This is a genomic window from Bradyrhizobium sp. HKCCYLS2038, assembly GCF_051167655.1.
Taxonomy (GTDB): domain Bacteria; phylum Pseudomonadota; class Alphaproteobacteria; order Rhizobiales; family Xanthobacteraceae; genus Bradyrhizobium.
This window is the reverse complement of record NZ_JBNPTM010000010.1, coordinates 58,842-85,260: the sequence shown is the minus strand read 5'-3', so window position 1 is coordinate 85,260 and position 26,419 is coordinate 58,842. Positions and strand designations below refer to the sequence as shown.

Sequence of the window (26,419 nt, the reverse complement as noted above, 5' to 3'; positions counted from 1 at the left end):
CCCGGATGTTGCTCAAGTCTCAATCTGATCGTGAGTGGACAAGGCACGCTCTCGAAATCTTGAACGGCGATAGGAGGCGATCGGCCGACACCCATCTGGTCAATCCGATCTTCAGGGGTTTACGCAATATTGCAATTTACCTGAAGGACGAAACGACGCACCCGACGGGAAGCCTAAAGCATCGTCTGGCACGCTCGCTTTTCCTCTACGGAATTTGCAACGGCAAGATACGTAAAGGTACGACGCTTGTCGAAGCATCGTCCGGCTCAACGGCCGTGAGCGAGGCTTACTTCGCCAATCTCCTCGACCTTCCGTTCATCGCCGTGATGCCGAGCATGACGAGCAGCAAGAAAGTTGAAGCCATTAGGCGCTTTGGAGGAGAATGTCAGTTCGTCTCCGACGCGTCGAAGGTTTACGACGTGGCGCAACGCTTAGCGAAGCAGACCGGCGGCTACTATCTTGATCAATTCACATTCGCTGAACGTGCGACTGATTGGCGCGGCAATAACAATATTGCCGAAAGCATTTTCAATCAGATGTCCGACGAGCAATTCCCGGAGCCGAAATGGGTTGTGATGAGCGCTGGCACGGGCGGAACGGCGACGACGTTAGGTCGGTATATTCGTTATAGGAATTTTCACACCGGACTCTGTGTCGTTGACGTTGAACGCTCCGCCTTCTTCGAAGCATTCAAAACCGCCGATCGCGAGGTCACGTGCGACGCGCCATCCCGTATCGAGGGTATCGGCCGCCCCCGTGTCGAGCCTTCGTTTGTTCCGGAGGTGATCGATTGCATGATAAAGATTCCGGACGCCGCCTCGATCGCTGCCATGCGGGTGCTGTCTGATCGGCTATTCCGGCGCGTTGGAGGCTCTACAGGAACGAATTTTTACGGGGTCTGCTGCATCGCTGCGCAGATGCTTGCCAAGGGGGACAGCGGTTCAATCGTCTCTCTAATTTGCGACGGCGGTGATCGCTATACCGACACCTACTTCAGCGACGATTGGTTGAAGGGACAAAATTTGGACATTCGACCGCATGTTGAGGTCCTAACGAGATTTTTGGACGAGGGCGCTATGCACCCCTTCCACTCCGCCGACTCCGATCTCTCACGACCGATCGCTCATTGCGCGTGAAAGACGCTCGTTCCTCACAGGGCCTTCGTGCTACGCATGTGCGGCCGCGGATGCGGAGCGCAAACAGAACAGGGGAGTACCGAAATCAACTCTGCGCGCAAAGCTTGGAAATGTGAGTTGCGTTGACCAGCATGCTCAACTAGCGAAAATGGACTACGGTGCAGTTATCTAGGTACTCGACAGACGATTGCCTGGCCTTTCAGGCAAGCCACTTGTTCGATGTCAACGAAACTAGCGGCTGCCATGTCCTTCGCCAGACCGACCGTACTGCCACCTGAAGGCGGTGTGAACGAGCAGAGGAACGGCGAGCCGGGCCGCAGGACGCGCCTCAGTTCCTTGAGTCCCGCCAGCCGGTCGGGCCAAAAATGCAGATTGTCCATTGCCAGCGCCGCATCGAACGAGGCGGCGGCGAAAGGCAGCGCATCTACCGTTCCCTCGATCAATTTTATCCGTCCTGCGCGGATCGCGGTCTCATTTCTGAGACCAGCGTGTCGGTGCATCAACCTTGATGGATCAACCCCCGTCACATGACCCTGCTGCACTGTCTGTAACAGAATCTGCAGTGCTATTCCGGGACCAAACCCGATCTCGATTACTTCGTCGGTTGGTGTGAGCCTGAGATTTGCAACTGCTTCATTGGCCATTCCATCACCTAACTGCTCCATCAAATCGATACCTCGCTCGCCATCAATACCCTCGGGGCGTACGAACATTCGATAAGGATTGGTCATAAGCGGCTTCTCGTCTGACGAGCGGCTGCGGCCCGGGGTTACCGGGGCCGCCGCCTTTTTCTTTCGCAGGACTCAAGGATTAGTGTTCAACCGGAACATAATCCATCCCGTTCGGATAGTAGACGAAGAACACGCAGTCCTCTTTGCTAAGGCACTTGTTGATATGCTCGGCCTTACCGGGCTGGAACCAGTACCCGCCCGGAGCAATCGGCTTCGCTTCGTTGTCAGGTGCAACCCGGGCGGATTCGGTACCGCTCAACATCACGGCCCAGTAGTCCGAGCTATGAATATGCGTAGGTGAAACACCGCCTGCGGGCACTCGGAACAGGCCCGCAAACGGCTTGCCGATGACGCCGGGCTCACCAGAAACAACAGCCATAGCCGGGCCTTTGTCGCCCATTTGGGGGATCATCGGAAACCATTTGACATTTTCAGGCGCAGTGATTGTCGGTGCGGGTACATTCACCTGGGACGCGGCGCGGGTCGTTGTCGCTCCAAGCATAAGCAGGCTTGAGACGGCCAGCGCCAGGTTAGATACTGTCATTTTCATGATTGTTCGCTCCAGCGTCTGTTGATCGGCTAATGCTTGCTCAGGGCGCTCGCATACATTCGCGCCCAATCTTCGATGGACATCGGCGCGATGGGCAAGAGGTCGAGTGCCGCCTGGTGGTCTACGTTCGTGCTCATCATCTCGGGATTCTGGAAAACCGCGCTGTAGTACCCGACGATGGCGTCTTCGTTGCCGCCGTAAGCAACGGCCTTGGCAAACTCTTCGGGGGGCATCGGACGAAAGGCGATCTTGCGCCCGAGGGCCTTGCCCATCCGCTCAGCGATCTGAGAGCCCGACAGCTTCTCCGGTCCGCTGATTCCAAGGGTGAGGCTCCCGGTTGCGCCGCGCCGAAACGCTGCGACGACATACGCGGCGGCATCCTGATGGCTTATCCATTGGCAATTCACTGCCTCGGGCATCGGATAAGCCAGTACAGCCATTTCTGCCAATTCGGTTGCGATGGCCGGAATCAGGAAGTTTTCCATGTAGACGGTTGGCTGCAGCGCCACGAACGAGATACCGCTGTCCTGCAGAGCGGATAGAACCGGACGACGGAAGTCGATCGAGGGATTGCCCGTGTCGAAGGGCAGAACGGGGCCTGTCGCGTTCCAAACGATCTGCCGGATGCCTGCACGCTTTGCCGAAGCGATCACGTTGTTGGCTTGCGCAGCAGTCCCGGAAAAGAAGGATAGGAGCATAAATGCACCGTCCTGTCCTTTTGCAGCCGCATCAACGCTCTCAGGATCGTCGAGGTCGCCCTTCACGACCTCTATCCCCTTGGCCGCAAGATCCGCCGCCTTGGCAGGATCGCGCACCATGGCACGAACCATGAAACCCGCTGCCATCAGTTTCTCCGCGACCGGTCGTCCCTGCGGCCCCGTCGCCCCGATAACCAGAATGTTTTTCACCGCGATCTCCTCTCGTTGCTTGATACCGCGAGATTTGATCGTTACCTTCAGAATCACAAGAACGCATAATTTTCAGACATACTATGGATTTTCATACTAAGGAGGCTGAGATGACCAGCTCAAAGCCGACCTGCGAGCCAGGCCCGGCCTGTCCCGTCACGCGCGCAGTCTCCCTGCTTGCGGGGAAATGGAAGCTGTACATCATCTTCCAACTAATGCAGGGAACGAAGCGATTCGGCGAGTTGCGCCGGGCCATTCCGGATGTAACCCAACAGATGCTTACGGCTCAGCTGCGCGAGCTTGAGGCTGACAAAATCATCACACGAACGGTCCATCCCGTGGTGCCACCAAAAGTGGAATATGCTCTGACGCCTTTTGGCGCCAAACTCGAAGCGGTAACCGATGCACTCGAAGCTTGGGCCAGCGCCTTGCCTGACGACGTCGGGCGCAGCGCTACCGATCAACACGCAGCGCGAACATGACCAAGATGGATCAGCGATATAGGGCGCGGAATTCAACGGGAGAGTGCGCGACGTACTTTCGGAAAAACTTTGAGAAATTGGTGGCTTCATCAAAGCCGAGGCTCTCGGCGATCAAATAAATGGGCTTGTCCGTGTGCGCCAGGAGCCGCTTGGCCTCGAGGATAACCCGGCGCGCAATATAATCCTTCGCGCCAAGCGCCGTCGCCTCCCTTGAAGCACGATTGACACTCTTCTCGGTGCACCCGAGCGCCTTTGCATAAGGGGCAACTTGATGCCAGCTGGAATAGTTCGCCTCCAGCAATTCCCTAAATTTCACAAAACGCATCATTGACGAGCTACGCTGCGCGCCAGCCATGCCGCGTTCCCCGTTAAGCAGATGAAGCCGCAGGATAAGTGTGCATAACTGGTATCTGAGGAGTGTGTGAACGATTTCGGCCTGGACGTCGCTTCGCGCTTCATCGGCCATCGTGACGATCGCGTCGTTCGTCGCCCGAAAGGCCTTTGGGTCAAGCCTGATGTGTTCGGGCATGCGTTCCAGCATTCTTCCCGGCGTAAGATCCGCAGGAACATCGGAGACGGTCGGCACAAACTCCGGAAGAAAGAGAACCAGCCATCCTTCCCAGTCCAGATCGGGACCGAAACTGTGCACCTGACCGGGACGCAAGATGAGAATGGAACCGGGAGCACATTGTACCGGCTCAAAGTCCACCACTTGCGTCGGCACACCTTCGGTCACCAGGAGTAGCAAGTGAAATTCGTAACGATGGGGGGCCCGGACGACGGCCGGATTCGTCCGTCGCAGGATGTCGGAAAACGGAAAGACTTCCATGTCGAGCTTGCGACCCGGGGGTGAATATCCAAGCCAGGAGATATCTCCCGCGACTTTTGTCAATCCAAGCACTCCCGATATTACGAATGTCCAATATGTATCTCTTTTTTGCGCATTTTCACCAGTAGCACCGCGAGTTTTTCCATTAAATATCACACATCAACGCCCAACTTCCTCCGGAAGCGGCAGGCAATTGTCGGCAGAGAAACACAACGAGCGGCGGGCAATGCTGGCTGAAGGGCTCAACTTCGTTTCAACAACGGTGGCCAAATGAGCAACATCGATATCGCAAAGAACTACATCAAAGCCGTCCAGACTGGAGATCAGGCGGCTCTTGGCAGCCTTATCTCACCCCAGCTTGTCTGGCACCAGCCCGGCGCCAACCAGTTTTCCGGCGTCAAGAACGGCATCGGCGAGTTCGGCGCGATGTTCGGCGCGATGATGGCAGCTTCCGGAGGCACCTTCGCCATTACTCATGCCCACCGCTATCTCTCCAATGGCGATCTTGTCGCGATCGAAATCGAGTTCTCAGCCCGACGCGAAGGCGCCACGCTCAACCAGCCTGGCATCGACCTCTTGCGTATCGTTGACGGCAAGATCGTCGAGGTTTGGCTCTTCTCGTCTGACCCCGAACAGGAAGACAAGTTCTGGGGCAAATAAATCTTCACGCAGAACGCTGCGGAAAAGTAGCTTCACTGCTCACACCATGTTCATTTCTCGAAGGAGCTCAGCAATGAGCGCGGACAACAAGAAAATCGTCACCTCCGCCTACCAACGAATTTTCGGTGACCTGGATGCATCAGCGGTAGATGAATGCATGAGCAAGACTTTTGTTCAGCACAATCCAACGATTGCCGATGGCCCGGATGGGGTGAAGCAGCTCGTCCAGATGCTGGCCTCGCAGGGCGTGCCAAAGCAGCAAATAGAATTCAAGCATGTGGTCGCTGACGGCGACATCGTCATTCTTCATTCGCGCTATGAAATGGCCGGAAAAGAATGGCGCTTCATCGATATTTATCGCATCGAAAATGGAAAGCTGGCCGAGCACTGGGACGCAATGATGCAAATGCCCGATGAGCGCGCAAACAATAATCCGATGTTCTGAAGTCGAACGTTTGCGGAGGCGAGCGAGACGGCTCCTGCCCCCTCGCTCGGCTGCGCGGAATCCTTTCCCTGAGCGTTGTGTAGCTGGCTGCGACTAACCGCGTTCGCCGGCGTGGGCCGGATCGGTCAGCTGGCGAATGCCGGAAGGCTGACGTCGGGACCATCGCCCAGACACGCGATGGTTTCCAGCAGAATGTAGCGCCTGCGTTGAAGCGCCCACTCGTCGTTCTCTTCGTGCAGGATGGCGCCGACCAGGCGGGTATTGGCGTCCCCGTTGGGGAAGATGCCGACCTCCGTTCGTCGCTTGACCTCGCGATTGAAGCGATCGAGCGGAACGGTCGAGTGCAGTTTGACTCGGTGGGTAACTGGGAAGCTCATTTAGGCCAACGCGTCGGTCTCGGCCTCATTGAGAAAGACCGCGAGCTTGGGTAATTTGGGGCGCAGTTGATCGGCGACGCGCCGCCAGTGCGTTCGCGCCGCTTCGGCGTCGTCCTCAAACGCGGTAGCAATGAGGGCGGAGACCCTGCGTCGTCCGCTCCTGCCAGCATCGCCAGCGCGTTGCGCATGAAGTGTACGAGCGGCGCTGCTAGGTGCGTCGAGATTCTTTCCGACCGCAGCTTTGATACCCTCATAGACGTCGGAGACGACGAGCTTGACGGGCCGTGACAATGCGATCTGACATATTCATAGGTCGATCGGTGAGCGGCCTTCTCTTTTTCGAAGTTTTGAGGACAAGCCGTAACCCGTCGCCTGACGCGGTGCAGTGATCACTTGCTGTCGGTGATGAAACAATGACAATCGTTGAGACTGAGGCCAAAAGTCTATCCAGAAGTCGAAAGTTCCGTCTATTGACCCATGTCGCGAAGCCTTACACGGGTTGCATTCTGGGGCGCGCCTATTGTTGTGCAAGTGTCGTGGCCGTGCAGTGGGCGAAAGCGCTTCGGAAAGGGACTGGCTGATATGATGGATCCTGCTCAGGAGGGAATTGCTATCTCGTAAGCCGGCATCAAGGGACTTGCGACAACTGGCAGTAGGAGACGGAGGACGGTTGGTGTCCTCCCGCCCTCCCCGCAACAGCACGAGATCCACCAATGGATCAGCCAGAAGTTCAGCTGCGCGCTGCCCTACTAACCCGCGTGCGCAGGCGTGGCTACGCCCATGGGTAAAGGCCGTTGACTCACCAACAGCAATAGCGCCCCCGACACCAAATAGAGTGCGATCACAAAATACATACTGTAGGTATTGTCACCGGTGCTCCTGACGATCAGCCCGTTGATCGACGGGCTGACGGCAGGACCGAGATTGCCGAGGCTGCTGATCAACGCAAGGCCGCCGGCGACCGTCGCTGCCGAGAGATACTCGCTGACCAGGGCAAAAAACAGCGGCGTCGCCGATGCGATCCCGATGACCGCAAGGGACAGCGCCAACACCGAGCCCACCAGACTGCCCTGCAGCAGCGTGGTGACGAACAGGCCGACAGCTGCGACCGCGACGCAAGCTGCAAAATGCCAGCGGCGTTCCTTCCATGCGTCCGAATGGCGGCCGATCAGGATCATGCCGATAACGCCGACCGCGTTCGGAATCGCCGCATAAATGCCGACCAGAAACAGATCCTTGACACCCCAGCTCTGGATCAGGGTCGGCAACCAGAACACCATGGTATAGGTTGCGCCCAGAAGGCAGAAATAGACCAGCGACAGCAGATAGACCTTCGGATCCTTCAACATGCCTCCGAAGCCGCCGGCCGGATTGCCTTGTGCGCGTGTCGCATCTTGCCGTAAGCTGTCGCCGAGCAGTTGTTTTTCGCGATCCGAGAGCCAGGACGCGTTCGTAGGCTTGTCTTCGAGCAGCAGATAGACCAGCAGACCGAGCGCGACCGCGGGCAGTCCCTGCGCTACGAACAGCCATTGCCAGCCGTGAAGGCCGCCGAAGCCGTCGAAATATTTCAGTGTGGCGCCACACAACGGTCCCGCGATCACCGAGACGATAGTAGTCGCCGACATGAACGTGGCGATCACCTGACCTCGCCGCACCGACGGATACCAGTAGGTGAAGTAGAGGATGACGCCGGGAAAGAACCCCGCCTCGAAGACGCCGAGCAGGAACCGCAGCACGTAGAACTGTAGCGGCGTCGAAACGAACATCATCGCCGCCGCGGTCACGCCCCAGAGCACCATGATGCGGAGCAGCGACTTGCGTGCGCCGATCTTCTCCAGAAGCAGATTGCTCGGCACCTCGAACAGGAAATAGCCGATGAAGAACACGCCGGCGCCGAGGCCGTAGACGGCCTCGTCGAACGGCAGGCTCTGCTTCATCTGGAGCTGCGCATAGCCGATGTTGATGCGGTCAAGATAGGCGATCATGTAGGCGATCAACAGCAGCGGGATTAGGCGCCAGCTGACGCGCGAGAAAGCTGACTTGAGTTCCTCACTCTCCGATGACATTCCCGGTGACGACCCGGTCGCGTCGATAGCATGCATGCTCGTTCTCCCTTGAACTAGATTATGCGGCTGTCGCCGCGCCCGGCGTCTGCTCGACCGGAGGTAACGCCTCGATCTCGCGTAGCGCGGACCGCAGATGCTCGACGAGCTCATAGGATTCGTCCTGCGACAAAATACGGCGACAGGCCGTCAGCCCGAACTCGAGCAACCCGGCATAACTCTGTACCGTGATGTTGAGCGCGCTGCCGTGAAACGGAATCGAGACCGGAAAGTAGTGCACCATCCGTGCGCCGGCCATGTAGAGCGTCATCGACGGGCCGGGCACATTGGAGATCAGAACGTTACCGGCCGCGGGCGTGCGGCTCGCGAGGTTGGAGCGCCCGAGCAGCGAAGCGAGCCCAGTCATCAGCCACGGCGAGCCCGTGATCGGCACATCCACCCCGAGCACTGGCTTCAGTTCCCGCACCACCGCCTTGGCCGCTTCCGACGAAGCGTGAATCGCCTTGAAGCGCTCTGGCAACTCCTTGATGTCGGTCGCCAGGTCGACACGAACCATCGATACTTGGTTGTTCATGGCACTGTCGCCCTCGGCGCGCAGGCTCACTGGGACTATGGCAATCAACGATTCCTTGGGCAGCAGATCGCGCTCCGTAAGGAATCGTTGCAATGCGCTGCTGCAGATTGCCATCACGATGGTGTTCACGGTGCCACCGACCCGCCGGCCGAGTTTTTTGACATCCGCCAGCGGCAGCGACAGCGTACTGTAGGATCGCTGATTGGTGACGGAGTCGTTGAAGACCGTCTTCGGGGCGAGCCCGAGGTTTAGGGGACGCGCGCCGCCGGCCGAACGCTGGCTGGCCACGACGCTCGCAGCCGCGGCCATTGCTTTTGCCGCCGTCGGCAGGAGATCCGCCAGCTTGCGATATTGCTGGACCGAGTTGGCGACCGCGGCCTGCAGCAATTCGGTCATACCGAGCTGATAGCCTCCTGTGTTGCGCTTGCGCCGTGGTGGCGGCACTTCGCGCATCTGCGGCGAGACGTCGTAGAGTACCTTAGCGATTTCGACTCCGGCCTTGCCGTCGACGCCACTGTGATGGGCCTTGGTGTAGAAGGCGACCTGCCCGTTCTCCAACCCCTCGATGACGTACATTTCCCATAAGGGGCGGCTGCGATCGAGCAGCGTGGAGTGCAACCGCGCAGCCAACTGCTCGAGCTGCGCCATGGTCCCTGGACGGCGCAGCGTCACGCTGCGCACATGGTAGTCGAGGTCGATGTCGTCATCCTCGATCCACACCGGCTCGGCCAGCTCGAACGGCATCTGCGCCAGCTTGCGGCACAGCACGGAGGCCAGATGCAGACGCTTGCCGAGCAGCGCCTTAACGTCCTCGTAGTAGTCGCCCTGATATCCCTCTGGAAGCTCGAATATCATCAAGCTGCCGACATGCATCGGCGTTTCCGGCGTCTCCAGATGCAGGAACGAAGCGTCCATGCTGCTGAGCTGGTCCATTCCTGATCGCTCCTCTGCGATGTCGAACGAGCACGGCGTCCGATATTTCGTTAGTCTAAAAAAGATATTCTGGGTTAGGTCGAGGAAGGTTGTTCGTCGGAACTGGCGCGTTTGCGCGCCTCTTCGTCATACAGATCCTTCTTCGAAATCTTGCCGACGGCAGTCTTCGGCAGCTCGGCACGGATTTCGAGCGCCTGAACCATTTCGTGCTTGCCCAGCTTGTCTTTCAGAAAGCTCTGCAGCTCGCTGAGGGAAAGTGCCTCCGCTTCTGCCTTCAGCTTGATGAAGGCTTTCGGAGACTGGCCACGATACGTGTCGTGAATGCCGATCACCGCGACCTCCTCGACGGAGGGATGCTTGTAGATCGCTTCTTCCAGCACCCGCGGATAGACGTTGTAGCCGCTGCACAGCAGCATGTCCTTGGTCCGATCGACGATGAAGATGAAGCCGTCCTCGTCCATATAGCCGACGTCGCCCGTGCGCATGAAGCCATCGAACGTGGTCACCTCGGCGGTCGCCTGAGGGTTGTTCCAGTAGCCCTTCATGACGTTGGCCCCCTTGATGCAGATTTCGCCGCGCTCGCCGAGCGGGACATATTGCGTGGGGTCATCGACACTGAGAAACTTGATGATGATGCCGGGTGAAGGCATGCCGCAGGAGCCTGCCTTGCGCATCGCGCCGGGTTGAGCCGGCGTGAACGTGCCGCTCGGAGAGGTCTCGGTCATGCCCCAGCCTTCGGTCAGCTGGCATCCCGTGATCGAAGCAAATTGCTGCGCGACTTCGAGCGGCAACGGAGCTCCGCCGGAGCCGCAATATTTGAGCGAGCGCAGGCTGTGATTGGGCGTCTCCGGGTGATTGATCAGCGCGGTGAACATGGTCGGCACGCCGCAGAAGACGCTGACTTGCTTCTGCGCGATTTCGGCCAGCGCCGCCTGCGGATCGAACCGAACATGCTGGACGATCTCCATGCCGTACAGCAGGCCGAACAGCACGTTCACGGTCAGCGCGTAGATGTGGAAGGGCGGCAGCACCGCCAGCAACCGCTCCTGCCCTTCGACGAGCACCGGCGGCTCGCCGCGCGTGGTCTCCTTGTATTGCTGGCATGCGGCCGAAAGATTGCCGTGCGTCAGCATCGCGCCCTTCGGCAGCCCGGTGGTGCCGCCTGTATACTGCAGCACGGCGATGGTTTCGCGCGGATCGGCAATCGGGTGGGTTTCGAACGCGCCATCATTGTCGAGCAGGTCAGCGAAGCTGATGTGGCTCTCGTCCCAGCTGACGTCGCTCACCTGCTTCCCGGCCTTCATCTGGGCGACGACCGCGTCCGGCGCCGCGGTCATCTCGGCGAGGCTCCCGACCACCAGCTTCCGCAGCCGCGTCTTGCCGAGCATTCCCGCCATCTGCGGGTACAGCGTCACATGGTCGAGCGTGATCAGGATATCGGTCCGGCTGTCCTCGATCTTGTGCTCCAGCACCTTCGCCGCATCGAGCGGCGAGTAGTTCACCACCGTGCCGCCCGCCTTGAGGACCGCAAAGAACGAGATGATGTAGTGCGGCGTGTTGTGCAGAAACAGGCCGACATGCACCCCGGGCTTCACGCCGAGCTTTTGCAAGCCCCGGGCCGCGCGGTTCACGTGATCGCCGAGCTCGCGATAACTCAGGCGCTTGCCCATGAACTCGACGGCCGGGCGATCCGGCCGCTTTGCGGCGGTGTCATCGAGAATTTGCTGCACAGGCATGGGAACGATCTCGGTGTCCCAGCGTACCCCTCCGGGGTAGGACCTGATCCATGGCATGTCGTTCATGGCAAATCTCTCTCAAAGAAAGAAGACGGAGCCGCAATGCGCTCGGGGTCGCGGCGCTACTTAGGCTGAAGCAGCTTCGTCAAATTGGCGAGATTGTCCTGCAGGCGATCCTGCGCGACCTTCCAGGCGTTGTTGCGCGACTGCGCTTCCATCTCAGAAAGTTCGCGGAAATTCTCGAACGCCTTTCGAATTGCCAGGCTCGCCGCTTCAGCTTGCTTGGTCAAACCATCTACACTCACCCCGTTGCCGATCGCCGCCTGCCATTGCGCGAGAGTGTCCCTCAGGATCTCATTGCGCCGCTCGATGAGGGCCGTGATCCCCGCATACGCTTGCCGGTTCGCCTCGACCAGGGCGTCCATGTCCTTGCGCTGCCATTCGATCAGCGCTCCGATGTCGAGGCCCGGCAGCTTGAATGTGTCCGCCAACTTTCTCAGGTCGTCGGACCATATCGCACCGCTTTGCGGCTTGCCGTCAGTTTCCATGGAAGCTCCTCCTGTGTGGGTATGGTGTCGTCGCGGGTCAGGGGTGGTAGGTATGATTAGAACAGGCTGGCTTAGCCGCGCGTTTCTCTCTCACGGCTGCTGCGCTGCGGATCTGGATAGAGCAGACCGCGCACGCCGCTGCGGTCGAACGGGCGCCATTGGCCTTCGGGCAAGGCAAGCCGGTCCGCTACCGCGTAGAGCACGACCGGATTGTGCCCTAGCCCGCAATGACTGCTCTCCACCTCGATATTCTCAGTGGTCGCGCTCTCCTGCTCGCGGCAGCCTTGCCAGGCGACAATTCCGTCGGTGCGGCTGTAGATTGCCGTGCTCGGAACGGGGGGCGGCAGCCTCATGGCATGACGCCCGGGCCAGTCGTCCGACTGGCGTCCGCTCAAGGCCTCGTAGACTTGCCAAGCGTTGCTTGCCTTCGGCTCGTTGGCGAAAGGACTGCCCAGTGTGATCACCTGTCGGACCAGCGATGGCGCCCGACGCGCCGCCTCGCGCGCAAACACGCCGCCGAGGCTCCATCCGATCACGCTGATCTTGCGCTCATAACGGGCCGCGAGCTCAGCGACCCGTGCATCGATGCCCTCTTCCACGCCGGGATGCGGGCCATGGTTCGGCCCTTGCTTCCAGCCATGGGCGGCGTAGCCTAGCTCCTTCAGAAACACGCGCAGTGGCCGGGTAGAAACGTCGCTGGCTGCCAGACCCGGCAGCACTAGCACCGGATGCCCGTCGCCGCGCGGTGCATGCCGCATCAGCGGATAGACAGCGAAAAATGCCTGCAATTCCAAGATGCCGCGCAGTTCAAGCGCCAGCAACAACCGCGATGGCGGCTCTGCAGGATCGGTTGCCCGTCCCATGCCAAACGTCTCCCCTTACCGTCATCCCGCTTTTCAGCAACAAGTCCTTCGCATGACCGGGATCGGAACACCCTCGTTCAGCCAGACCTTTTGTGCGGGTTTATTTGACGGGCAAGCTATCGAGGCCCCGGCGCCTTGCACAGGTGCGAATCGGCCGCCGGAGCGGGTTAGTTTTGGACAGCCGACCGGGCGTCTCTACTGCCGAGCAACTAACTGCAGCGTCTCCATCTCACGGTTGTAAAGGCGTCAAGAAATGCCACCGGAGATACGGAACCTGGACGGGCTCTTGCCTGTCCATCGTAAGAATGCATGCCGAAAATTTGCAACATCACTGTAACCGAGAAGATTGGCGATTTCCTCGTTGGTCATAGTCGTCTTCCGCAGGTACTCGGTGGCGAGGCGCATTCGCACCTCGGCAAGAATATCGCGGTAGGACGTCCCCTGTGCCTCCAACCGGCGTCGCAGCGCGCGAGGATGTATTGCCAGCTTTTCGGCGATCACGTCGATACTGGGATATCGACCGGGCTGCTCGATCAGGATCCGGCGGATATCCGCCGCGACACCGCCCCCCCGATTGACCTCCCCAAGGACCTGTTCGCAAATTTCGCACGCCATAGCATGGCTCCGCGAATCTGCCAGTGCCAGCGGACCGTCCGCTGTCGACAGATCGTAGCGATAGGTGTTGCTTCGCTGCGCAAACTGGACCGGACATCCGAACAGGTCTTCATACGCGCCGGCATGTGCCGGCGGGGCGTAAGCAACACAAATGCCCGAGAAGGCAAACGATGGCCCGGCCAGATCCCTGGCCGTCGTCAGATGTGCCGACAACGCAAATTCGACAGCGAACCGGTGGAGGTCGTCGGTCGGATGCGGCCAATGCCGCGGCTCGATGGTGCAGAGCACCGTCGTGCCGTCGCACGACGAAACGGCATCGCAAAACGGACCGATTACCCTGACGTAGCGATTGGCTAACTCGCGAGCATCCGCATACGTGGGGCTGCTCAACAGCCCATATCCGTACATGCCGTACGCCGTAATGTGCATGCGCCGGCCAGCGCGAAGCGCGACGCCTGGGTCGCGCGACAAACGAAGCGCATTCCGGATGACGAGATCGAGCTGCCTATAGGAGACCTGAGTGGTATGAGCCTTAAGCTCAGCCTCGCTCAAGCCCGTGCCGTCGAGAGCCAGCGATGCCTCGACACCTTGCGTGCCTAGCTCAGACACGATCGCGGCGATCGAATGCGGCGAGTAGATGCGCTGCACAAACCCTTGTCGGCTCTGGCAATGCAACTCACCATCCAGTTGATTTCCTTTGTCCACCACGCTCATGGTCCCGGTCAATTCTCCTTCAGTGGATCACCTGCTCTCCCGAGGCACAGACTACTCACCGGCAGCGACCGGCACAACGGCTTGTCGCTTGAAACCGAGCTGTCGCGCTACGGACCTCGCCAAGGACCAGCTTGAGCGGCAGAGCCAGGCTGCGTGGCAGGCGACGCGTTGGAGCAAAGCGAGCTTCTACCGCGGCTCTGGGGGAGGCCTGAATGGGTCTCGCATTGCCGCTACGTCTCCTCAACGCATCCTCCTCCAAAAGGCCGCGCTACGGCTAGCCTGATATGATCTCTGCAGTCATGACCGCTACAAAGCCGGGGCGATCTGCTAACCGGATGAGAGCGAGTGCCGCTTCGGGCCGCTCTCACTCTACTGCGGCGCAATGAGAGGTGAGCGGCTTGATGTAGCCGCCACGCGTCTGCGGACTCTTCATGTCGAGCACTCTCGAGGCAACCAGCGTCCTCAGCACTTGCGCCGTGCCACCCGCAATCGTGAACATGCGTGCGTCTCTGACCGCGCGTTCCAGGGGGTAATCGCGCGAGTATCCGCGAGCGCCATGGAGTTGTAGCGCCTGATTGGTAACGACGTTAGCTGTTTCCGAAGCGATGATCTTGGCCTGTGCGGCCAAGAGAGGATCCGGAAACGGGTCGGCGATCGATGCGGCTTGATGAAGGGAAAGCCGTGCTGCATTGAGGGCTACGGCCATGTCGGCCACTATCCACTGCAGTCCCTGAAATTCCGCGAGCGGCCGCCCGAATTGCTCGCGCTCCTTTACGAAGGTCACCGCCTTCTCGAAAGCGCCTTGGGCGATTCCGAGGGCCACCGTACCAGCCCCGACCCGCTGACTATTATAGGCATTGATCAGATCAGCAAACCCGCCACGCAGGCCGCGCGGCGGCAGAACGAGCATGTCTTCACGCACCTCGAGACCCTCAAAAAGAAGCTCTGTCTCGGGGATTCCGCGAAGCCCCATCGCCGGCTCGCGCTTGCCGACGACCAAGCCAGGGGTGCCGGCCAAAGCGATGAAGCCTCCGATGCCCTGCTCTACTCCAGCCTCATCGAAGACACGGGCAAATACTAAATGAAGCTTTGAAACCCCTCCCCCGGTGATCCAGTGCTTTTTGCCATTGATCACGTAGGTATCTCCGCGCTTGTCGGCACGCGTCGTCATTTCAGTCGCCGCTGATCCGGCATTCGGTTCGGTGATACATATCGCTGGCTTGTCGCCGCCAAGCACAAGATCGGCAGCCAACCGCTTCTGTTTCTCGGTGCCGTATTGCATGACGGCCGAGATCGCTCCCATGTTCGCTTCGACGGTAATCCGACCGGTGGCACCGCAAACGCGAGCCATTTCTTCGATGATAAGCACCGCCTCGAAATAGCTGCCGCCGCGCCCGCCATATGCCTTCGGAATGGTGTACCCCATGAATCCGGCCGCCTTGAGGGCGGCCACATTGTCAAAGGGATAGGCCTCAGTCCGATCGACTTCCGCAGCCCTGGCAGCGAATTCGGCTTCGGCAAGTTCGCGAGCGACGTTTCGGAGCTTCAACTGCTCCGACGAGAGCTTCATATCCATGAGTTAGTCCTCTATCGGGCGACTGGATGATTGGAGCAACTCACTCCAAGGCGTTTCAACGACCATTTGGCTCGATTTCACAGGATGGCAGTCAATTTCCACGAGCATGGGATAGCTCCGGGCGACTGACTAAGCCCCCACTCCTATCTCGTAGAGACAGTCACCGCGTTTGGTGAGACTTGGAAATCGCCTACATAGAACGCGTCCGGCAGTCTGGAATGTGGCGGCGGCCGGCTCTCGCCATGGTGTGTCCGGGAAGTGCATGCGAGCAGCAAGCTGACCTGCCATGACCACGTCACCAAGCTCGGCGAGGGGCTGGAACAGCCCGTTTTCGGGGGCATAGACATAATTGTCGAAACCATTGACCGAAAGGATCTCAGTCTTACCCGGAGGGTCGGCCTCGCCTTTCGCTATCCCCGAGACAGCCAGGATCCTGTTCACGCCCGCATTCGTGAGCGCCAGATAGTCCTGCTGAATGCTGCCGCCCCCACCGATCTCGACACAGAGATAAGGGACATTGGAGCGTGCTGCAGCCGCGGCCATGGTGCGGTTCTCGCCGGAAAGCGGCTTAAAGATACAGCCATAGGGAGCTCCGAACGCCCGCAGCAGCGTCAACGTACGCTCCATGATCCCGGGATCGGGATTTGAACGGGCACGGATTGTCGGGCAATACTGCAGAGAGCTCCCGCCGGAATGCAGATCGATGACACAGTCCGACAGCGGCAGCAGCTTGGTTTCGATGAAATCGGCGATCATCTCCGTCGGCGAGCCGCCCTCGCTACCGGGGAAGCTTCTATTGAGGTTGCCGCCATCGATCGGCGAGACTCGCCGGCCGGCCATGGCCGCGGGAAAGTTTGCGGCCGGCAGAATGATCACGCGTCCTTGTAGGTCAGCCGGATCGAGCGCCCTGCAAAGCTCGGCCAGCGCCACCTGGCCTTCATACTCGTCACCGTGATTGCCGGCGATAAGCAGCACGGTCGGTCCGGGCAAGCCGACCACGCAGACGATCGGTATCGGGATCCAGCCGTAGGCCGACTCGTGCGTGGAGTGCGGCAGGCGCAGGAAACCAGCATGCTTGCCCGGCGCATCAAAGGAGATCGTGGGAGAGATCCGGCTCACTTGCGCTCCCCACCCCTGAGCTTCGCAACAGCAGCCGCCATTCGTCGGCATGCATTCCCGATCGCTTCTTCCGAGGTCGCGTAGGACAGACGCAGATGCGGCGACAGTCCGAATCCGGCGCCATGCACGGTCGCGACATGTGCCTCCTCGAGAAAATACAGCGCGACGTCCTGATCATTCTGCAAGGAACGACCATCGCGACGAACCGAGCCAAGCAGACCGGCGACCGAGGGATAGACATAGAACGCTCCTGCCGAGGCAAGGCAGCGGATGCCGGGAATATCATTGAGCAGACCAACGATCAGATCCCGCCGGCGCTCGAAGGCACGGCAGCGCTCCGCAACGATTTGCTGTGGGCCCCGAAGCGCTTCAATGGCCGCATATTGGGTGATCGTGGAGGTGTGCGTAGCCGTATGTCCAAGTACGTCGTTCATGGCCTGGATCAAGGCGCGGGGGCCTGCAGCATATCCGAGGCGCCAGCCGGTCATCGAATAGGCCTTTGAGACGCCGTTCATCGTCAGCGTTCGATCGCGCAGATCCGGAAACAGCGCGGCAAATGACGCATATGCCCGGCGGTCGTAAAGGATGTGTTCATAGATCTCATCGGATAGAATCATCGCGTCGGGATGCTTGCGCAGGACGGCCGCCAGAGCAGCCAGCTCATCATCATCCAGAACCGCTCCGGTCGGGTTGGATGGCGAGTTCAGAATGAGCCAACGCGTCCGCGGGCCGAGCGCAGCAGCAAGCTGCTCGGGCATCAGCTTGAAACCGGCCTCCTGGCCACAGGGCACAATGACCGGCTGCCCGCCCGCCAGTCGAATGATGTCCGGATAGCTTGCCCAATAGGGCGCCGGCACGATGACCTCATCGCCCTCATCTAATGTAGCCAGCATGGCATTGAAGATGACCTGCTTGCCGCCGCAGCCATGCGTGACCTCCTGAACCGCGTAGTCGAGGCCATTCTCCCGTTTGAACTTCTCGGCGATTGCCTTGCGAAGATCAGGCAGCCCGGTGATCGAAGTGTACTTCGTCGCGCCGGTCTGAATAGCCGCGATTCCCGCTTGCTTGACGTTGTCCGGCGTCTCAAAATCCGGCTCTCCGATCGACAGATCAACCACGTCGATGCCTTGCGCTTTCAGTTCCGCCGCCTTGGCCACGACCGAAAGGATCGGCGAAGGATTGATGCGTCCCATCCGTTGGGCAACTTTATTCATCGTCAATTCCGATTGTGGTTGCGAGGTCGGGCGAGATCACTTGTTGGGTACGTCCAATTCGGCCAGCACTTCGTTTGAATGTTCGCCAAGGCGTGGTGGTGGGCGGCGGTATCCCACCGGAGTCCTGGAGAGCTTCAGCGGACTTCCCAAGAGATTGATCTGTCCGTCACGCGCGCTGTCGTAAGCCATCGTGATCTTCATCTGGCGGGCCAGAACATGCGGATCGGCAAACACCTGCTCGATTGTGTTTACGGGACCGCAGGGAACACCCGCCTGCTCAAGCGCATCGATCCAGAAGGAAGAGAGACGAGACCCCATGCACTCCATCACGATCGGCTCAAGGGCGACCCGATTACCGAGCCGAGCAGCGTTGGTAGCAAAACGAGGGTCCCGAAGGAGGTCGGGGACATGTGCTATCTCCGCCCATCTTTGGAACTGCGCGTCGTTGCCAACGGCCAATACGACGTGCCCGTCCTGTGTCCGGTAGACGTTGTAGGGACAAATGTTAGGATGCGCATTGCCTTTCCGAAGCGGCTGTTGGCCGCTCAGAAAGTAATTCGTCGCCTCGTTGATCAGCCAAGAAACCTGCGTATCGAGCAGCGAGCAATCAATATGTTGGCCAAGGCCCGTTTTGTCGCGATGTCGTAGAGCAGCCAAAATGCCTATTGTCGCATAGAGGCCGGTTGTGACATCAGCGATTCCCACGCCAACCTTCATGGGCGGGCCATCTGGGTCTCCGGTCAAACTCATGATCCCGCCCATGGCCTGGGCGACATGATCATAGCCGGGCCTTGAAGAATACGGGCCGCTCTGCCCGAATCCGGTAATCGAGCAATAGATCAGGCCCGGAAATCGCTGGCTTAGACTAGCGTAGTCGAGGCCATATCGCGCGAGCCCCCCGGCTTTGAAGTTTTCAACCAGAACGTCCGATCGGGATATGAGAGCAAGGACGGTTCGCTTGCCCTCTTCCGTACCAATGTCCAGCGCGACCGATCGTTTGTTGCGATTCGCGCAAAGATAGTACGCCGATTCTGCGGTCGGCATGCCATCTGTCCCAGTGACGAAGGGCGGCCCCCATTTGCGGGTGTCATCGCCATCGTTCGGCTTCTCGACCTTGACCACATCGGCGCCGAGATCGCCCAGGATCTGAGTACAGGTCGGACCAGCGAGAATGCGGGACAGATCGAGAATACGTAGTCCCTCAAGACAGCCAGACGTGTCAGATAAGTCCGTCATAAGCCCGCCTATCGATTGTCGCAGCGATCAAGGTGAAGCCGTCCGTGCGTGCCGCCGCCTCGCGACACGCCTGCTCGAGCGATGGGCGATCTGAAACCGTCACACCAACACCGCCGAACGCCTTTGCGATCCCTGCAAAATCGTGTCGGCCAAAATCGACGCCCAAATTACCCATCTGCCGCCCGCGCTGCTTCATTTCAATCAAGCTCAAGGAGGCGTCGACGAATACAATGACGGTCACGGGTATCCGCAACTCGGCCATCGTAGATAGTTCGCCAACCACCATGAGCAGACCTGCATCACCGGTGAACGCCACAACCGGTCGCGACGGATCGGCGATCTTGGCACCCATCGCGAGAGGAAGCGCACAGCCCATGGTGCACAGTCCCGTGGACTGGAGCAGCCCCCGTGACTGATAGACCTCCCAGAGCTGCGACAAGAGGATGCGATGTGCGCCGGAATCGACCGTTGCGACGGTTTCTTTAGGAAAGACCAAGCGCACCGTTTCAACCACCGCCGCGGGGCCCCATTTGCCTTGACTGGCAAATGCATCGCCGAGCGCTCGCCCAAGATCGGCGGCGCGGGCGGCCGCCCAGGTCTTGCACGGTTTGACGCCACTAGAGACCGCGCGGAGCCCTTCGGCTACGTCACAGATAAAGGCGAGCGTGGCGTGGTGCATGTAATGGTCGTTGCGTGCCGCCGCGAACTCGAGGACACGCTGCTTCGCCGGATCCCACACGTCGCGCCATCCGATACGCATCTCGATCGGGTCATAGCCGACGAGAAGGATGAGATCAGCTTCCTTGACGAATTCGACCAGGAACTTGTCGGCGAGCGGCGACAATCCGGCGCCGCCGAGCGCCAGCGGGTGGTCCTCCGGCAGAATGCCTTTCGCCTTGTAGGTGGTGATGACAGGAACACCGAATGTCTCGGCGAAGCTACGTATCTGCTCTTCCGCGCCGTCGTTCAACGCATCAAGGCCGACGATCATGACCGGCCGCGACGCCTCGCCAAGCCAGGCACGCCCGCGCGTCAGGTCCGTGCCCTCGGCGGGCGCAACCTTGGCCACCGGCCGATGGCGCGATACGAGCGGTCGCGGTACAGCCATATCCGCAACCGAGATCGGGATGTCGATGTGGACAGGGCCAGGCCTTGCCGATATGGCCATCAGCACCGCCTTGTCGGCGATGATGTCAGCGCCATCAGCCGTCAGGGTAAAGGTCGCCTTGGTGATCGGCGCAAGAACAGCGCGATGATCGAACACTTGATGCGTATAGGTCAAGGCTTCGTTGGCATCGACACAGCCGGAGATCACGATCAGCGGCACGCGGTCCTGCTGCGCATTCGCAACCACGTTAAGACCATTTGCAAGGCCCGGGCCGACGGTCGCGACGAGGATCCCGGGCGCTCCCGTCCTATGATAGGCCCCTTCCGCCATGAATCCCGCGGAGTTCTCATGCTTGCAGAGATGGAAGGAGATCCCGGCCGCTTCCAGCGCGTCGACCATGGTGAGGACCTCGCCTCCGGGCATTCCGAACGCATGCCTGCATCCGGCCTCGTAGAGGCGGCGCGCGAGAATATCGGCAGCACGCGGTGGCTTGGCGTCCATGTGATTGATCTCCTTCGGCTAAGAAGGACACGACACAAATCACGTCAAGGCAATCTAGATATATTGGCATTTATATTCAATTTCCCTTAATATAACGCCGATGTCGATCCGAGCCCTCAAGACTCTTCTCTGGATACGTGACGGTCGCTCCTTCCAGGAGACCGCCCGCGAACTCAACATGACGTTGTCTGCGGTCAGCATGCAGATGAAGCAATTGGAGGAAATCTATCAAGTCGCTCTATTTGACCGCTCCACACGGCCGCCGAGATTGACTCGGGAGGGGCTTACGCTGGCGGATGCTTCGCGGGATATCGTGACGGCCTATGAAGACCTTCCGATCGTGTTGCGGAACAACCAGCCGCTTTCGGGAAAGCTGGCGCTCGGCGTGGTCGCGACCGCAAGCATCCGTCTGCTCCCGGCTGTTGCGAAGCATCTCATGAGTGCATTTCCGCAACTCAAACTGCGGGTCGAAAGCGCGCTCTCGATCGATCTGGTGGACAGGGTCGCCGACGGCCGGCTCGATGCGGCAGTCGTGACGGGAACCGAAGACCTGGGCAATGCGTTCGCGGTTACGCCAATCCTGGTCGACCCCTTCGTGCTGGTTGCGGCAAAATCGGAACGCCGGCAGCTGTCCATCAACTTGCTCCGCACGCGCCCTTTCATTCGCTTCGCGCCGCGGACCGGCATCGGGCAACTGGTCGATGCCTTCCTGGCCGATAGGTCGATCGATATCCGCGAGGGCATGGTGCTAGACTCGCTGGAAGCAATCATTGAGCTCGTGGCTCTCAACATGGGAGTGGCGATCATTCCCAAACCAGAGGCACTGCGCTATGGTCAAGGGCGGGTCGTCTGGACCGAAAGTCTGGGCAGGCCGCTTGATCGGACGCTCGCGCTGATCACGCGGCGAACGTCGGGATCGTTGGTGCTTCACGATCCTCTGGTAGAGGCGTTTCGCCAGGTTGTGCCGCGAGATCACGCGACAGGACGACGCGGCTCTTCCACTGCAAAGAAACAGGCGAGGAAGTGAGAGCTATCCTAGAGCTGCACGCCGCCTTCTTCTTGCGCACATTGGCGGCTCGACCGGATGATTGGTTCTGCTGGCTTCGTCCGTCCCTTTGAACGAAATCGGGCTGTTCGGAGAGCGCGGCTGGGATAATTTTACGACATGACGCTGAAGCAACTCGAGGCCTTCTATTTCGCGGCGACCCTGGGCAGCTTCGCTCTGGCAGCACAGCGCGTGCACGTCACTCAATCGTCGTTGTCGAAGCGCATCGCGGAACTCGAGGCCTGGGTGGGAGCAGAGCTTTTCAGCCGGTCCGGAAAGCGGGCTCATCTCACGGAGGCGGGCCATCGGCTGCTACGCCTGGCCGCCGAGATGCTGGAGCTCAAGGAGAGCGCCCGAGGCGCTCTCGATGCACCGGCCCGGCTGAGTGGAACGTGCAGATTCGGCATCAGCGAGCTCGGCGCGCTGACATGGTTGCCGAATTTCGTGGCTCGGGTGCGCAAAGATCATCCTGGCCTCGCCTTACGTCCCCATGTCGATCTGGGACGCCGATTGGAGCGTCAAGTGGTGCGGGGCGAACTAGACTTCGCGATCGTCCCTGGGCCACCCGAAGATTCGAGCATCACCTCCTATAAGGTCGGGGATGTCCGGTTCGCATGGATAGCAGCACCCGGCAGATTCAGAGCCGGCAAAATTCTGAAATCGAAGGATCTCTCTCAACACCCCGTCATCACGATGACGGAAGGCTCCGGACTGACTCAGGCATTCGATGCCTGGGCGGCGGCACAAGGCCTTCGGATAGAGCGAATCGTGGCGAGCAATAGCTTGATGGCCATCATCGGGCTTACGATTGCAGATGTGGGTCTCAGCTTTCTGCCGCAGTCGTTCATGCGGCCGTGGGTTCAGGGCGGCGCTCTCCTGACATTTCGCAGCGATCCGCCGTTGCCTACTCTACCCTACTGCTTCATCCAACGCGAAGACGACCTTCGTGCGCTGCTGCCAATCCTCCGCGACTGCATCATGGAGGTTGCCCAGTATTCGACGACTGCCGGATACTCCCGGAAGATCGCTTAGTGACCTCAGCTGGGCAAGAATGACGCTGTCGCAAAACGACACATTCGTTTGGAAAATAAATCGCTTTTCTTCCCTTTCGTTGGCGTTCATCAATGGACGTAACAAAATTGGGAGGAACATTTGCAAGCTTTGGACACCACATTCGAGCCTGACATTCTGGACGCATTCCGCGACGTTCCGACGGCCGTGATCAGTGACAACCTTCAGCGCTTGCCGGGCTTCTTCGGCTTGAAACCCTATCATCGCTCGGGCCGGTTGATTGGCCGCGCAAGAACCGTCCGTACCCGGGCAGGCGACAATTTGACGATTCACAAGATGCTCGATCTCGTCAAACCTGGCGAGGTGATCGTGGTCGCAGGAGAAGGCGACACGTCCCGTGCACTCGTCGGCGACATCATGAAGAATATCGCGGAAAGCCGCGGCGTCGCCGGTTTCGTCATTGACGGAGCGATCAGGGACTGCGCGGCCTTTGCAGCGTCTGACTTTCCTTGCTTCGCCAAGGCCGTGACCCATCGCGGACCGTATAAGGATGGCCCGGGCGAGATCGACGTGCCGATCGCCATCGAAGGAACCGTCGTTTCTCCCGGGGATATCGTGGTCGGCGACGCGGATGGCGTCGTTACCTTCTCCATCGCGGTCGCGAAGGAGCTTGCGGCTGCCGTGCACGCGCAGATCGCACGCGAAGAGGCGATCATAAATTCCATCCACGCGGGGACTTATACCGGCGCTTACGCCAAGAAGTAGCAGCGCAGCGCGGCTGCTGAAGCACGTCGCATCGCTTTGACGCCAACGAATTCCGGCCCAACCGGATGCAGCGCCGACGCGCATGGACGCGCGCATTCGATGGACAGCTGCGTTCACACGCAACCACTGACAGGGATTGAATTTAAGAAGAGGAGGACAGCGTGAACGAGGCGCCGAAAGGTTCAGACGAGCACAAGGCCAAGTACAAGCGAGCGACGGCGGTGGCAGTCTTTGGCACCTTCATCGAATATTACGATTTCAGCATCTACGGCTACGTTGCGGCCACGATCGCCACGGTCTTTTTCCCGAAGGCCGACCCCCTTGTAAGTCTGCTCGATACGTTGGCCATATTCGGACTGGCCTTTCTCGTCCGCCCGATAGGTGCGTGGTTCTTCGGGCGTCTTGGGGACGTGAGTGGCCGGCGTATCAGCTTGATCGCAAGCATTACGCTGATGGGCGCCGCCTCGGCGGCCACCGGTTTGCTACCAAACTACAACGCGATCGGCGTAGCCGCCCCTTTTCTGTTGATCCTCATGCGTATGCTGCAGGGATTTTCCACCGGCGGCGAGATCGGCGGCGCGGCATCGTATATTCGCGAATGGGCGCCCCCCGATCGCCGGGCGCTCTACATCTCGTTCATCCCTTCAGTCGCGCAATTAGGAAAGGGGCTGGCCGCGGCTCTTGCTGCGATCATGGCAGTCTCTCTTTCAAAACAGAGCATGGCCGACTGGGGCTGGAGAATACCATTCCTGCTGGCCGCGCCGCTCGCAATTCTAACGATCTGGATGCGGCTTCAGATTGAGGATAGTCCCGAATACGCTCGCCTTGTCGCTTCCAACAAAACTACAAGGACGCCGCTGAAGCACGTGTTTCAGGTCTTTCCGTGGGCGCTTGCGAAAGTCACGCTGATATCCGCGGTACAAAACCTTGGGACTTACATCGGTACGGTCTTCGTTGCCGTCTATTTCAGCGAGGTGCTCGGCTTCAGCAAAGCCGAGGCCGCGACCATTGTCTTGCTTGCAGTTCTGCTCGCATCGGCACTAATCCCCGTCGCGGGCAGCATCGGAACGAAGATCGGCGGCAAGAAACTCCTTCTCTGGTCGTACGCGACCTATGTGGTCGTCACCATACCTGAATTTGCGCTGATGAATCAGAAATCCTTCGCGCTCGCTCTCCTCGGCCTCTTAATCGGCATCATACCCTACGCTCTTTGTCAGGCTGGGACCTATACGACGATGCCGGAGCTTTTTCCGACCGAAGTCCGCCATACGGGCGTCGCCTTCGGACACAGTGTCGGAGCGGTCGTCGGGGGCGGCGGTGGTCCGTACCTGGCGACCTGGTTGATCAGCGCTACCGGCAACACTTACATACCAGCCTATATCCTGGTGCTCTCTGGCCTCATAGGCCTCGTTCTGATCGGTTTCACCGTCCGCCCCAACGAAAAATCGGCGGGCCACCTCTACGCATAGATCGGCCCGCTGCGCTTTCCTCTCATAGCGCAGCGGACGTTATCAAATGAGTCCTGCTGGTGCCCCTAAGACCGGCAGAGGACGGCTTTTGTCAAACGACGGGACCACGTGGAGCAGCGAATGACCTTTAATGTCCTCGTTTCAACGCGCTTCTTCGATGAGACCGCCGAGCGCTTTTTGCGAGACAACGAGTGCCTCGTGCGGCGCACGGGTCTTGCTGACCATATCCAGGACGACACGCTTGATGCGGGCACCCTACGCCAGCTGCTGAGTGGGGTCGACGCCTGGATCGTCGGCACTGCATCTGTGACACGCAATCTCATGCTCGAACACCAAAGTCTGAAGGTCATCGCGCGGCGCGGGGTCGGGTACGACACCGTCGATACCGACGCGGCGCGCGAGCTCGGCCGCCGGGTCGTGATCGCCCCCGGCGGAAACGAGCCAGCTGTTGCGGACCATGCGGTGGGCATGATGCTGTCGTTGGCCAAACGCTTGCGGGAAGGCCATCTCGCCATCGAAGCGGGAAAATGGTCACCTCTCGTCGGCACGGAACTATTCGAGAAGACGGTCGGCCTAGTCGGCTTCGGGCGGATCGCTCAGGCGGTGGCGCGAAGGGTTCGCGGGTTCGATGCGACCGTGCTTACTTACGATCCATTCCCAAACAGAGAGGCCGCCGCGAGCCTCGGAGCGCGCTTCGTCGAACTTCCAGACCTGTTGAGCCGCTCTGACTATGTCAGCCTCCATCTGCCCCTTACGGGCCAGACCCTCGGCCTGTTCAATGAGGCAACACTGTCTGCGATGAAGCCGGGAGCCATTCTTGTCAACACAGCACGTGGCGGCCTAGTCGACGAGGAAGCTCTCATTTGCATGCTGAAATCGGGTCGCCTCGCAGGGGCGGGGCTGGACGTTTTCGATGGTGAGGCCGATTCCATGCGCCATCCGAGGGTCCAGGAACTCGTCAGCCTCCCCAATGTCATAGCGAGCGCGCACGCGGCCGGATCCAGCAGCGAGGGTTTGTCGCGCACCAATAGAATTGCTGCGCAAACGGTCATCGACATTCTGCACGGCAGGTCGCCAAGTCCGCATTGCGTCATCGTCTGAACACGACGTGTCAATCGGCGTTCGAATTTGGCTCTGACTCACTTGTGATGCAGTTTAGGGGATGTCTGGCGGATCGGCGGCCGGTACGTGATTGACGACCACTCCGAGAA

At 59.7% G+C, this 26,419-nt stretch carries 24 protein-coding genes and 1 pseudogene; 9 read left to right on the top strand and 16 right to left on the bottom strand.

Annotation, left to right across the window (positions count from 1 at the left end):
• Window positions 1-5 precede the first annotated feature (5 nt).
• Window positions 6-1,136: a PLP-dependent cysteine synthase family protein gene (locus tag ACQR1I_RS31810; protein ID WP_434870287.1), complete on the top strand. Its 1,131-nt coding sequence runs from the start codon at window positions 6-8 to the stop codon at window positions 1,134-1,136.
• A gap of 164 nt (window positions 1,137-1,300) precedes the next feature.
• On the opposite strand, the gene ACQR1I_RS31805 is transcribed toward ACQR1I_RS31810, so the two are convergent.
• From ACQR1I_RS31805 to ACQR1I_RS31795, 3 genes are all read right to left on the bottom strand, one after another.
• The gene (locus ACQR1I_RS31805) at window positions 1,301-1,867 is read right to left on the bottom strand and encodes a class I SAM-dependent methyltransferase (RefSeq protein WP_434870220.1); all 567 of its coding nucleotides are present in this window, start codon (window positions 1,865-1,867) and stop codon (window positions 1,301-1,303) included.
• Window positions 1,868-1,946: 79 nt separating this feature from the next.
• Window positions 1,947-2,417, bottom strand: coding sequence for a hypothetical protein (locus ACQR1I_RS31800; RefSeq protein WP_434870219.1), 471 nt, complete (start codon window positions 2,415-2,417; stop codon window positions 1,947-1,949).
• Between the two features lie 29 nt (window positions 2,418-2,446).
• Window positions 2,447-3,325, bottom strand: coding sequence for an SDR family oxidoreductase (locus tag ACQR1I_RS31795; RefSeq protein ID WP_434870218.1), 879 nt, complete (start codon window positions 3,323-3,325; stop codon window positions 2,447-2,449).
• A gap of 110 nt (window positions 3,326-3,435) precedes the next feature.
• On the opposite strand from ACQR1I_RS31795, the gene ACQR1I_RS31790 reads away from it, so the two are divergent.
• Window positions 3,436-3,807, top strand: a complete 372-nt coding sequence (locus ACQR1I_RS31790) for a winged helix-turn-helix transcriptional regulator (RefSeq protein WP_434870217.1) — start codon at window positions 3,436-3,438, stop codon at window positions 3,805-3,807.
• Between the two features lie 10 nt (window positions 3,808-3,817).
• Here ACQR1I_RS31790 and ACQR1I_RS31785 read toward each other — a convergent pair whose 3' ends face one another.
• Complete coding sequence (locus ACQR1I_RS31785; protein WP_434870216.1) at window positions 3,818-4,699, bottom strand: AraC family transcriptional regulator; 882 nt, start codon at window positions 4,697-4,699, stop codon at window positions 3,818-3,820.
• Between the two features lie 207 nt (window positions 4,700-4,906).
• Here ACQR1I_RS31785 and ACQR1I_RS31780 point away from each other — a divergent pair, with 207 nt between their 5' ends.
• Both ACQR1I_RS31780 and ACQR1I_RS31775 read left to right on the top strand, forming a co-directional pair.
• Window positions 4,907-5,296 (top strand): nuclear transport factor 2 family protein, encoded by a 390-nt coding sequence (locus tag ACQR1I_RS31780; protein WP_434870215.1) that lies wholly within the window; start codon window positions 4,907-4,909, stop codon window positions 5,294-5,296.
• Window positions 5,297-5,369: 73 nt separating this feature from the next.
• Window positions 5,370-5,741: a nuclear transport factor 2 family protein gene (locus ACQR1I_RS31775; protein ID WP_434870214.1), complete on the top strand. Its 372-nt coding sequence runs from the start codon at window positions 5,370-5,372 to the stop codon at window positions 5,739-5,741.
• A 125-nt stretch (window positions 5,742-5,866) separates the two neighbouring features.
• Here ACQR1I_RS31775 and ACQR1I_RS31770 read toward each other — a convergent pair.
• From ACQR1I_RS31770 to ACQR1I_RS31715, 12 genes and pseudogenes are all read right to left on the bottom strand, one after another.
• Window positions 5,867-6,403 (bottom strand): annotated as a pseudogene (locus tag ACQR1I_RS31770) (transposase); the annotation flags it as partial.
• 464 nt (window positions 6,404-6,867) lie between these two features.
• A complete protein-coding gene (locus ACQR1I_RS31765) occupies window positions 6,868-8,334 on the bottom strand; it encodes an MFS transporter (RefSeq protein ID WP_434870213.1) in 1,467 nt (488 codons plus the stop codon).
• On the bottom strand, window positions 8,243-9,688 hold the full coding sequence (locus ACQR1I_RS31760) for a WS/DGAT/MGAT family O-acyltransferase (RefSeq protein WP_434870212.1): 1,446 nt from the start codon (window positions 9,686-9,688) through the stop codon (window positions 8,243-8,245). The genes ACQR1I_RS31765 and ACQR1I_RS31760 overlap by 92 nt, the downstream gene beginning before the upstream one ends.
• 74 nt (window positions 9,689-9,762) lie before the next feature.
• Window positions 9,763-11,490: a long-chain-fatty-acid--CoA ligase gene (locus tag ACQR1I_RS31755; RefSeq protein ID WP_434870211.1), complete on the bottom strand. Its 1,728-nt coding sequence runs from the start codon at window positions 11,488-11,490 to the stop codon at window positions 9,763-9,765.
• A gap of 56 nt (window positions 11,491-11,546) precedes the next feature.
• Window positions 11,547-11,972 carry a phasin family protein gene (locus tag ACQR1I_RS31750; protein ID WP_434870210.1) on the bottom strand — a complete coding sequence of 142 codons (426 nt, stop codon included), beginning with the start codon at window positions 11,970-11,972 and terminating at the stop codon, window positions 11,547-11,549.
• A 71-nt stretch (window positions 11,973-12,043) separates the two neighbouring features.
• Window positions 12,044-12,835 (bottom strand): esterase/lipase family protein, encoded by a 792-nt coding sequence (locus ACQR1I_RS31745; protein ID WP_434870209.1) that lies wholly within the window; start codon window positions 12,833-12,835, stop codon window positions 12,044-12,046.
• Between the two features lie 246 nt (window positions 12,836-13,081).
• Window positions 13,082-14,164, bottom strand: coding sequence for an AraC family transcriptional regulator (locus ACQR1I_RS31740; RefSeq protein ID WP_434870208.1), 1,083 nt, complete (start codon window positions 14,162-14,164; stop codon window positions 13,082-13,084).
• A gap of 364 nt (window positions 14,165-14,528) precedes the next feature.
• Window positions 14,529-15,740, bottom strand: coding sequence for a 3-sulfinopropanoyl-CoA desulfinase (gene acdA, locus ACQR1I_RS31735; protein ID WP_434870207.1), 1,212 nt, complete (start codon window positions 15,738-15,740; stop codon window positions 14,529-14,531).
• A gap of 129 nt (window positions 15,741-15,869) precedes the next feature.
• Window positions 15,870-16,859: a succinylglutamate desuccinylase/aspartoacylase family protein gene (locus ACQR1I_RS31730; RefSeq protein ID WP_434870206.1), complete on the bottom strand. Its 990-nt coding sequence runs from the start codon at window positions 16,857-16,859 to the stop codon at window positions 15,870-15,872.
• The gene (locus ACQR1I_RS31725; RefSeq protein WP_434870205.1) at window positions 16,856-18,073 is read right to left on the bottom strand and encodes a pyridoxal phosphate-dependent aminotransferase; all 1,218 of its coding nucleotides are present in this window, start codon (window positions 18,071-18,073) and stop codon (window positions 16,856-16,858) included. Before ACQR1I_RS31725 ends, ACQR1I_RS31730 begins: the two co-directional genes overlap by 4 nt.
• Before the next feature lie 36 nt (window positions 18,074-18,109).
• Window positions 18,110-19,309, bottom strand: coding sequence for a CaiB/BaiF CoA transferase family protein (locus tag ACQR1I_RS31720; protein ID WP_434870204.1), 1,200 nt, complete (start codon window positions 19,307-19,309; stop codon window positions 18,110-18,112).
• A complete protein-coding gene (locus ACQR1I_RS31715) occupies window positions 19,293-20,918 on the bottom strand; it encodes a thiamine pyrophosphate-binding protein (RefSeq protein ID WP_434870203.1) in 1,626 nt (541 codons plus the stop codon). Before ACQR1I_RS31715 ends, ACQR1I_RS31720 begins: the two co-directional genes overlap by 17 nt.
• A gap of 100 nt (window positions 20,919-21,018) precedes the next feature.
• Here ACQR1I_RS31715 and ACQR1I_RS31710 point away from each other — a divergent pair, with 100 nt between their 5' ends.
• The 5 genes from ACQR1I_RS31710 (at window position 21,019) to ACQR1I_RS31690 (ending at window position 26,309) form a co-directional block, all read left to right on the top strand.
• Window positions 21,019-21,945 (top strand): LysR family transcriptional regulator, encoded by a 927-nt coding sequence (locus ACQR1I_RS31710; RefSeq protein WP_434870202.1) that lies wholly within the window; start codon window positions 21,019-21,021, stop codon window positions 21,943-21,945.
• A gap of 138 nt (window positions 21,946-22,083) precedes the next feature.
• Entirely contained in the window at window positions 22,084-22,995 is a 912-nt protein-coding gene (locus ACQR1I_RS31705) for a LysR family transcriptional regulator (RefSeq protein ID WP_434870201.1), read from the top strand.
• Between the two features lie 120 nt (window positions 22,996-23,115).
• Window positions 23,116-23,739, top strand: a complete 624-nt coding sequence (locus ACQR1I_RS31700; protein WP_434870200.1) for an RraA family protein — start codon at window positions 23,116-23,118, stop codon at window positions 23,737-23,739.
• A 161-nt stretch (window positions 23,740-23,900) separates the two neighbouring features.
• A complete protein-coding gene (locus tag ACQR1I_RS31695) occupies window positions 23,901-25,208 on the top strand; it encodes an MFS transporter (protein ID WP_434870199.1) in 1,308 nt (435 codons plus the stop codon).
• Between the two features lie 120 nt (window positions 25,209-25,328).
• Window positions 25,329-26,309, top strand: coding sequence for a phosphoglycerate dehydrogenase (locus tag ACQR1I_RS31690; protein ID WP_434870198.1), 981 nt, complete (start codon window positions 25,329-25,331; stop codon window positions 26,307-26,309).
• Window positions 26,310-26,419: the final 110 nt, after the last annotated feature.

Coding starts and splice junctions, on each gene's coding strand:
- ACQR1I_RS31800 (WP_434870219.1), bottom strand. CDS start 2,417: ATGAAAATGACAGTATCTAACCTGGCGCTGGCCGTCTCAAGCCTGCTT.
- acdA (WP_434870207.1), bottom strand. CDS start 15,740: ATGGATATGAAGCTCTCGTCGGAGCAGTTGAAGCTCCGAAACGTCGCT.
- ACQR1I_RS31690 (WP_434870198.1), top strand. CDS start 25,329: ATGACCTTTAATGTCCTCGTTTCAACGCGCTTCTTCGATGAGACCGCC.
- ACQR1I_RS31720 (WP_434870204.1), bottom strand. CDS start 19,309: ATGACGGACTTATCTGACACGTCTGGCTGTCTTGAGGGACTACGTATT.
- ACQR1I_RS31745 (WP_434870209.1), bottom strand. CDS start 12,835: ATGGGACGGGCAACCGATCCTGCAGAGCCGCCATCGCGGTTGTTGCTG.
- ACQR1I_RS31710 (WP_434870202.1), top strand. CDS start 21,019: ATGTCGATCCGAGCCCTCAAGACTCTTCTCTGGATACGTGACGGTCGC.
- ACQR1I_RS31790 (WP_434870217.1), top strand. CDS start 3,436: ATGACCAGCTCAAAGCCGACCTGCGAGCCAGGCCCGGCCTGTCCCGTC.
- ACQR1I_RS31740 (WP_434870208.1), bottom strand. CDS start 14,164: ATGAGCGTGGTGGACAAAGGAAATCAACTGGATGGTGAGTTGCATTGC.
- ACQR1I_RS31705 (WP_434870201.1), top strand. CDS start 22,084: ATGACGCTGAAGCAACTCGAGGCCTTCTATTTCGCGGCGACCCTGGGC.
- ACQR1I_RS31810 (WP_434870287.1), top strand. CDS start 6: ATGTTGCTCAAGTCTCAATCTGATCGTGAGTGGACAAGGCACGCTCTC.
- ACQR1I_RS31760 (WP_434870212.1), bottom strand. CDS start 9,688: ATGGACCAGCTCAGCAGCATGGACGCTTCGTTCCTGCATCTGGAGACG.
- ACQR1I_RS31715 (WP_434870203.1), bottom strand. CDS start 20,918: ATGGACGCCAAGCCACCGCGTGCTGCCGATATTCTCGCGCGCCGCCTC.
- ACQR1I_RS31765 (WP_434870213.1), bottom strand. CDS start 8,334: ATGAGCTCGTCGAGCATCTGCGGTCCGCGCTACGCGAGATCGAGGCGT.
- ACQR1I_RS31750 (WP_434870210.1), bottom strand. CDS start 11,972: ATGGAAACTGACGGCAAGCCGCAAAGCGGTGCGATATGGTCCGACGAC.
- ACQR1I_RS31805 (WP_434870220.1), bottom strand. CDS start 1,867: ATGACCAATCCTTATCGAATGTTCGTACGCCCCGAGGGTATTGATGGC.
- ACQR1I_RS31780 (WP_434870215.1), top strand. CDS start 4,907: ATGAGCAACATCGATATCGCAAAGAACTACATCAAAGCCGTCCAGACT.
- ACQR1I_RS31725 (WP_434870205.1), bottom strand. CDS start 18,073: ATGAATAAAGTTGCCCAACGGATGGGACGCATCAATCCTTCGCCGATC.
- ACQR1I_RS31755 (WP_434870211.1), bottom strand. CDS start 11,490: ATGAACGACATGCCATGGATCAGGTCCTACCCCGGAGGGGTACGCTGG.
- ACQR1I_RS31775 (WP_434870214.1), top strand. CDS start 5,370: ATGAGCGCGGACAACAAGAAAATCGTCACCTCCGCCTACCAACGAATT.